Below are 5,720 nucleotides of genomic sequence, written 5' to 3' on the forward strand. Positions count from 1 at the left end.
ACTTCAGTCGCCCTTGGCGGGAAACAAATTGGTAGCCCTCTGCCTTAGTCAACGTAGTCGCTCCCCGAGTTAACTGCATCGAGGCAAAGTCCCACTTGTTACGGGCCAGTCCCTTTTGCAAAGGACCGTGTTGACTAAAGTCAGGAATTGGCTTCAAGTTTCGCAGGGCCTTTTGCAATTCCTTTTCACTTTCATCAACAAAGTTGGCTCGAAAGACTTGGCCTTGCCAACCGATTGCTTCGATGGCTTCAAAGGCCAACAGATCACCTTCGCCAGACGGGTCGGTATCGGTCGCAATCACGATGGCATCAAAGCCAGCCTTCGCTGTCTTCTTCAGGTCAGTTAATAAGGATTTTGAACTTTCCTTCCGTCCGGTCCGAAAATTCTTACTCGATATGTAAGTACGCTTCCATGAAAACTGCGATAAGTCCCAGGGTAAGTCAGCCAACTTCCAAGACTTCAGTTGCTTGGTCAGTTCTGGACCAACTTGGTCTTGGGGCTCCGCCAAGGTCATCACGTGACCTCGCAGGTTCGTTAATTCATAGTCAAAGTCGGCAAAGTGTCCACTCTCACCGCCAAGGGCCCTCTTGAAGTTTTGCCGGGCACTTGATTTTTCAGTTAAAATTAAATATTTGGGCATGAAACTGGGCTCCTTGAATTTAGTCGAGATGGTACTTGTGTCGATGTTTGATTACTACTCTTAAATTATACGGAAAGCCGGTTCCAGTGTCGAAGTATATATTTAATAATTTTTTAGATTAAATAATTGATTTTCTATTAGCAATTTTATCAAGTAAAATCTGCTTATCTTTTGGGTCTTCCAGTGTATGGATTCTAGCATGACAGTTTGGACAAACCGCAATACAGTTGTTAATCGTATCATGGCCACCCTGTGATAAGTACTGGACATGGTGTGAGTGTAAGAAAGGTATTCCTTGCTGGTCGATGAACGGAGCTGGCTGTCCGCATAGCGCACAAAACCCATGAGACAAGTCTTTAACATAACGGGCAATATAGGGATTCCGCTCAAACTGTTGACTAGTGACTTCGCGATAGCTAGCAGTTAAAGCAGGCTTTTCATCAACAATTTCTTGGTTTAATCGGCTAGCTTCTTTGGCGTATCTTTGAACAGTGGCATCGTCTAATTTTCGAACAATCTGTTTTTCTTTATTGTCTACTTCTCGAAGAAGGCGTTCATCCAGTGAATTTTGTTGGTCATTTATTTGGATTGGAAATTTATAAACAATTCGTTCGTTGCCATTCTTATCAAGTTCTGAAACTGTGTAAGGCTGATCGATTAAACGGCCTTGTCCACGATAGATGTTTTCACCTTTAACGAATGCTTCAAATAAATGAATTTGAATCGCTTTTTCAGATGAATTAGCTAAAACCTTATTATTTCGTGTTAGGGTTTGGTCGCCTTCCATACCCTGCCCAGTATAGTGGATAACATCACCAACCCACTGATCTTGGTATGGCATCTCTTTGGCATTTGTTGTGTAGCGAAATGAAAAAATCACAACACACTGAGTTGTTTTCGAATAGCGAATGCCACCGGAATTTGCAACTTTAAAAGCTTGCATTATTTCATTATTATTATAAATCTGCCCAATACTTAATTTAGAATTTTCCGTCATATTTTGTATTATATCCTTCTCTATCTTGAATATATTATACAATATATATAAATAACGTCTTTAAAAATAAGGGTCAGTTAGAATTGGAAAATATCACCTGTAATTTTAAAAAATACTGTTGTCATTTTAGTAATCTTAATGTTATAATCATTTTTGTAAAGAGCTAGCTAGCTTTGCGACCTAACTCTTGGGCGAACCGGTTACATGGTGGTAATTCCTAATGCGTCATCATTAGGTCTCCTTCTCAGGACTGGATATTATTTTTCAGCCTATTCTATAGGTGCCCACCTCACACAACCTCTTTCCAGTGAGCCACCACCTAACTTATTCGCTAAGTTTAGGGTAACGGTAAGCAAAAACCTCCGAATTAATTTTCGGAGGCTTTTTTGTTTTGAAAACCCAACCGGTAGTTTCACCATTGAGGTTCATTTTATAAAAAGTTACAAAGTAATACATAACAGGCTGTTCCGACAAAAATCGATAAGAACATATTCCGACGCCAGAGATGAACAGCCAATGTGACTAGTCCAGCAACTAGACTAAAGAGTGCTGTCGAAGAAGCCGTAAATAAGACGTCTTTATAACAGTAAACCACCAGGATTCCCAAGATTGCTGGTGGTAAGAAGTCCCCCAGCCTCTTGATAAAGACCGGTGTTCGCTCACTGTTGGAAAAGACCAAGAATGGTAGGAACCGGGTGGCCATTGTGCCAATAACGGCCATGGCAATGGTGATGATTTGCTCAGTCAAAGTCATAAAATCGCTCCTTCCGCTTTTCAAGGATGGCGAAAATCACAACAAGGAGGAACAAAGTGATGGGCATGAAGTAGGTCTTGCCCGTCACAGCTAAAATGCCTAGCGACAAAAATAGCCCAGTCAGAGAACTAAAGTGATGGTCTTCGCGCAAGAACTGATCGGTCATCATAACAATGAATAAGGCGGTCATCACAAAGGATAGTCCCTTCACGTTAATGGCAATTAGACTGCCAAACAAGCCGCCTAAGCAGGCGCCACTAACCCAGTAAATTTGGTTGAGGATGGTAATGGTGAACATGACTTTCTTCTTATCAAATTCCAGCGGGACTTTCGTGGAATAGTTAAGCGAAAAGGTTTCGTCGCTCATTCCAAAAATCAAAAATGGTTTCCGCCAACCAGTATTGCCGTACCTGTCCAACATTGAAATCGCATAAAATAAGTGTCGCGAGCTGACAATTAAGGTCACAATTAGGACAGCCCAAGGATCAAAGGCTTTAGTTAATAGGTTGGCGATGATAAATTCGACCGACCCACCATAAATGGTTAGCGCCATTAGGGTTGGATATAAAAAATTAAAACCTTGCTGGTTCATGTAAATTCCATAAGTCATCCCAAGGAACAGGAATCCCGTCATAATTGGTAACGATTTTCGAAATGCAAATAAAAATGTCTCTTTTCGATTAGCCATACTACCCCTCCCTCAACAAACAATTAGCATCTGTCTAATTTAACACGAGTCAAGGGATTAGGCTAGCTTTAATGACATAACAAAACGCTTAACTCGGTTATCGCCAAGTTAAGCGTTTTTTGACTGATTAGTAAGCGTGGTTTTCTTGTACTTTGGTTTGGGTTGAGTGCTGGCTTCTCTTAGTTAAAAAGTAGAATGGAATGGCCAATACTAAGGCCCCTAACCCTAATACCAAGTTACTTAATTTGACATAGTACAAAAGCCAAAACGAGGTTCCAAGGGCCAAAACTGGAACTAATGGGCCAAATGGAATTCGGAAGGCATGTGGGTCGAGTTTCTTGGTGCGCCGGAAGACCAGGACGGCAATACAGGTCGGAATAAATTGAGCAAACCGTGAAACCGCGCTGATTTGCGCCAACAAAGTAAATGAACCAGAATAGGCAATTGTCAACGTTATGGCGCTCGATACCAGAATTGAAACGTATGGTGATCCCTTTTTATTATTTAAGGCTAGTTTCTTGGGCATCATACCGTTTTCAGCCAGGGCAAGTCCGGCACGAGGAGTAACGAATGATGCAGCAATTGCAATCCCACCAGCAGATAAAATAGTTCCTAATGAAATTACGGCTCCACCAAAACCACCGGCAATTTTTTCAAAGGTGGCTTGCAATGGCACTGCTGAACCAGAAAGGCTATTTCCCAGAACACCGATACTAACAACCATAATCAAAATATAGATTGTCGCTACTGCCGCAAATGAAATAATTAGAGCTTTTGGCAAATTCTTTTTGGCATTCTTCATATCACCAGCAATCACACCCAAGGCTTCAAAGCCGGTAAAAATATAAAACATGGTGATTGCGGCGTCGGCGAAATTAGTAGTGTGGGTCAACTTCGGAATAAAGAAGGGTTGGAAGTTTGTTGGTTTGATGAAGAAAATACCCACGATAATCAATAGTAATAATGGAATCAATTTGCTAACCGTAACTACATTATTGATGGCCGTGGTTAATTTGACCCCACTCAAGTTGATAGCCATTAATGAAAGGCCAACAACAGTGACGATGATGTTCTTTGCCAATGGACTAGCTAGGGCTGGGAAAAGTCCTCCCAGTGCAGTGGCCAAGGCAACGTAGATGGTTGCTTCAGCGATAATGTGAATGACCCAGGCAATGATTCCAACTTCGTAGCCAACAAAGTCACCAAAGGCCTCTTTAGCATAGAGGTAAGGCCCACCGGTTTTATCAAAATAATTTGCACACTCTGCAAAGCAGAGCGCAATGACTAGTGCTAAAAATGTATCAAAAAATAATACTAAGATGCTGGCAGGCCCAAAAGTTTTCATCCCAACACTCGGCAGGAGAAAAATCCCGGATCCGATAATGGCGTTAATTCCTAGGAGGACAATACTCCAGAAGCCAATTTTTTGGCGGTTACTTTTATTCGACTGCATTTTTATACCCTCTCTTTTATAAGTTGAACAGCAACATCACGTAAACTCAGATTGGCTGTCACTAGGCAACCCAATAACCTATACCAATCAAAAAGTTAAAAGTTTCCGCCTGCTTATTCGATATTGTAGAACGGTTTTAATGAAAAAACAAACATTCGGCAGATTGCCCAATTAGCTGGAATTCTTGTTGGGCATTTGTTCAATCAACGTTAGGATAGCTGACAAAAACAGTTCGAAGTAAGGCGTTGCTTTTATGATAATAACCAACCTAACTAGTAAGACCAATGTTTCAACCAAATGAGGAGAATATTTATGGATCAAAGCGTAGAAGTTAATAAAGATGGCACCAAACGAACCCTGTCAAACCGACACGTCCAGATGATTGCGATTGGTGGTACCATCGGAACTGGGTTGTTCTTGGGTTCGGGTTACACCATTTCTCAATCAGGACCAGCAATTATGATTCTTTATGCTATTCTCGGCGTCATTTTCTTCTTTATGATGCGGTCAATTGGCGAAATGCTCTATGCCAAACCTGGTGAGCACACCTTTGTATCCTTCATTACCAATTACCTCGGACTGGGTACCGGTGTCTTTGCCGGTTTTACCTACTGGCTGTCGTTGATTTTTGGTGGAATGGCCGAATTGACGGCCATTGCGGATTACGTTAAATTTTGGTTCCCTTCGTGGAACTCGGCCTTAATCCAAATTGGCTTTCTCGCCGTCTTATCATTAATGAATATTGTGGCTGCTAAGGCCTTTGGCGAAGCGGAATTCTGGTTTTCAATCATTAAGGTGATCGCCATCGTCGCATTGATCGCGACAGGGATAACCATGGCTTTGACCGGATTTAAGGATTCTGCCGGCAACCAAGCCAGCTTTGGCAACATTTTTTACCATTTTCAGCTCTTCCCCCACGGCTTAACCGCCTTCATCGGCTCGATTCCCCTCGTTTTCTTCTCGATGGTGGGGATGGAATTTATCGGTATTACGATTGGTGAAACGAAGAACCCCCGTCAGGTTTTGAAAAAGGCCGTCAACGAAACAGTTTTCCGGATTTTGATTTTCTATATTGGGGCCCTCTTCATTATTATGGTCATTACGCCTTGGACATCCATTTCAGCTAATAGCAGCCCCTTTGTGGAAGTCTTCCGATTAGCAGGCTTGCCTGCGGCGGCGGCCGGGGTT

The 5,720-nt window shown here is 42.2% G+C and carries 6 protein-coding genes; 1 reads left to right on the forward strand and 5 read right to left on the reverse strand.

Translation table 11 applies throughout. The features are described from left to right. The 5 genes from AOQ29_RS08220 to AOQ29_RS06450 all read right to left on the reverse strand — a co-directional run. A partial coding sequence (locus AOQ29_RS08220; RefSeq protein WP_242977424.1) for a toprim domain-containing protein occupies window positions 1-640 on the reverse strand: 640 nt, incomplete at its 3' end. A gap of 118 nt (window positions 641-758) precedes the next feature. After that, window positions 759-1,637 carry an HNH endonuclease gene (locus tag AOQ29_RS06435; protein ID WP_061993657.1) on the reverse strand — a complete coding sequence of 293 codons (879 nt, stop codon included), beginning with the start codon at window positions 1,635-1,637 and terminating at the stop codon, window positions 759-761. A gap of 430 nt (window positions 1,638-2,067) precedes the next feature. Then, window positions 2,068-2,391 (reverse strand): branched-chain amino acid transporter permease, encoded by a 324-nt coding sequence (locus tag AOQ29_RS06440; RefSeq protein WP_061993658.1) that lies wholly within the window; start codon window positions 2,389-2,391, stop codon window positions 2,068-2,070. Then, window positions 2,378-3,079 (reverse strand): AzlC family ABC transporter permease, encoded by a 702-nt coding sequence (locus AOQ29_RS06445; RefSeq protein ID WP_061993659.1) that lies wholly within the window; start codon window positions 3,077-3,079, stop codon window positions 2,378-2,380. Before AOQ29_RS06445 ends, AOQ29_RS06440 begins: the two co-directional genes overlap by 14 nt. Before the next feature lie 127 nt (window positions 3,080-3,206). Continuing rightward, the gene (locus AOQ29_RS06450; protein ID WP_061993660.1) at window positions 3,207-4,532 is read right to left on the reverse strand and encodes an APC family permease; all 1,326 of its coding nucleotides are present in this window, start codon (window positions 4,530-4,532) and stop codon (window positions 3,207-3,209) included. A gap of 312 nt (window positions 4,533-4,844) precedes the next feature. On the opposite strand from AOQ29_RS06450, the gene AOQ29_RS08225 reads away from it, so the two are divergent. Then, the coding region (locus tag AOQ29_RS08225; RefSeq protein ID WP_242977425.1) for an amino acid permease at window positions 4,845-5,720 on the forward strand (876 nt) is incomplete at its 3' end.

The sequence above is a fragment of the Fructobacillus ficulneus genome (genome assembly GCF_001047075.2).
Taxonomy (GTDB): domain Bacteria; phylum Bacillota; class Bacilli; order Lactobacillales; family Lactobacillaceae; genus Fructobacillus; species Fructobacillus ficulneus.

What these genes read in the sequence shown, in the direction of transcription:
- AOQ29_RS06435 (WP_061993657.1), bottom strand. Translation starts at nt 1,637, where the DNA reads ATGACGGAAAATTCTAAATTAAGTATTGGGCAGATTTATAATAATAAT.
- AOQ29_RS06440 (WP_061993658.1), bottom strand. Translation starts at nt 2,391, where the DNA reads ATGACTTTGACTGAGCAAATCATCACCATTGCCATGGCCGTTATTGGC.
- AOQ29_RS06445 (WP_061993659.1), bottom strand. Translation starts at nt 3,079, where the DNA reads ATGGCTAATCGAAAAGAGACATTTTTATTTGCATTTCGAAAATCGTTA.
- AOQ29_RS06450 (WP_061993660.1), bottom strand. Translation starts at nt 4,532, where the DNA reads ATGCAGTCGAATAAAAGTAACCGCCAAAAAATTGGCTTCTGGAGTATT.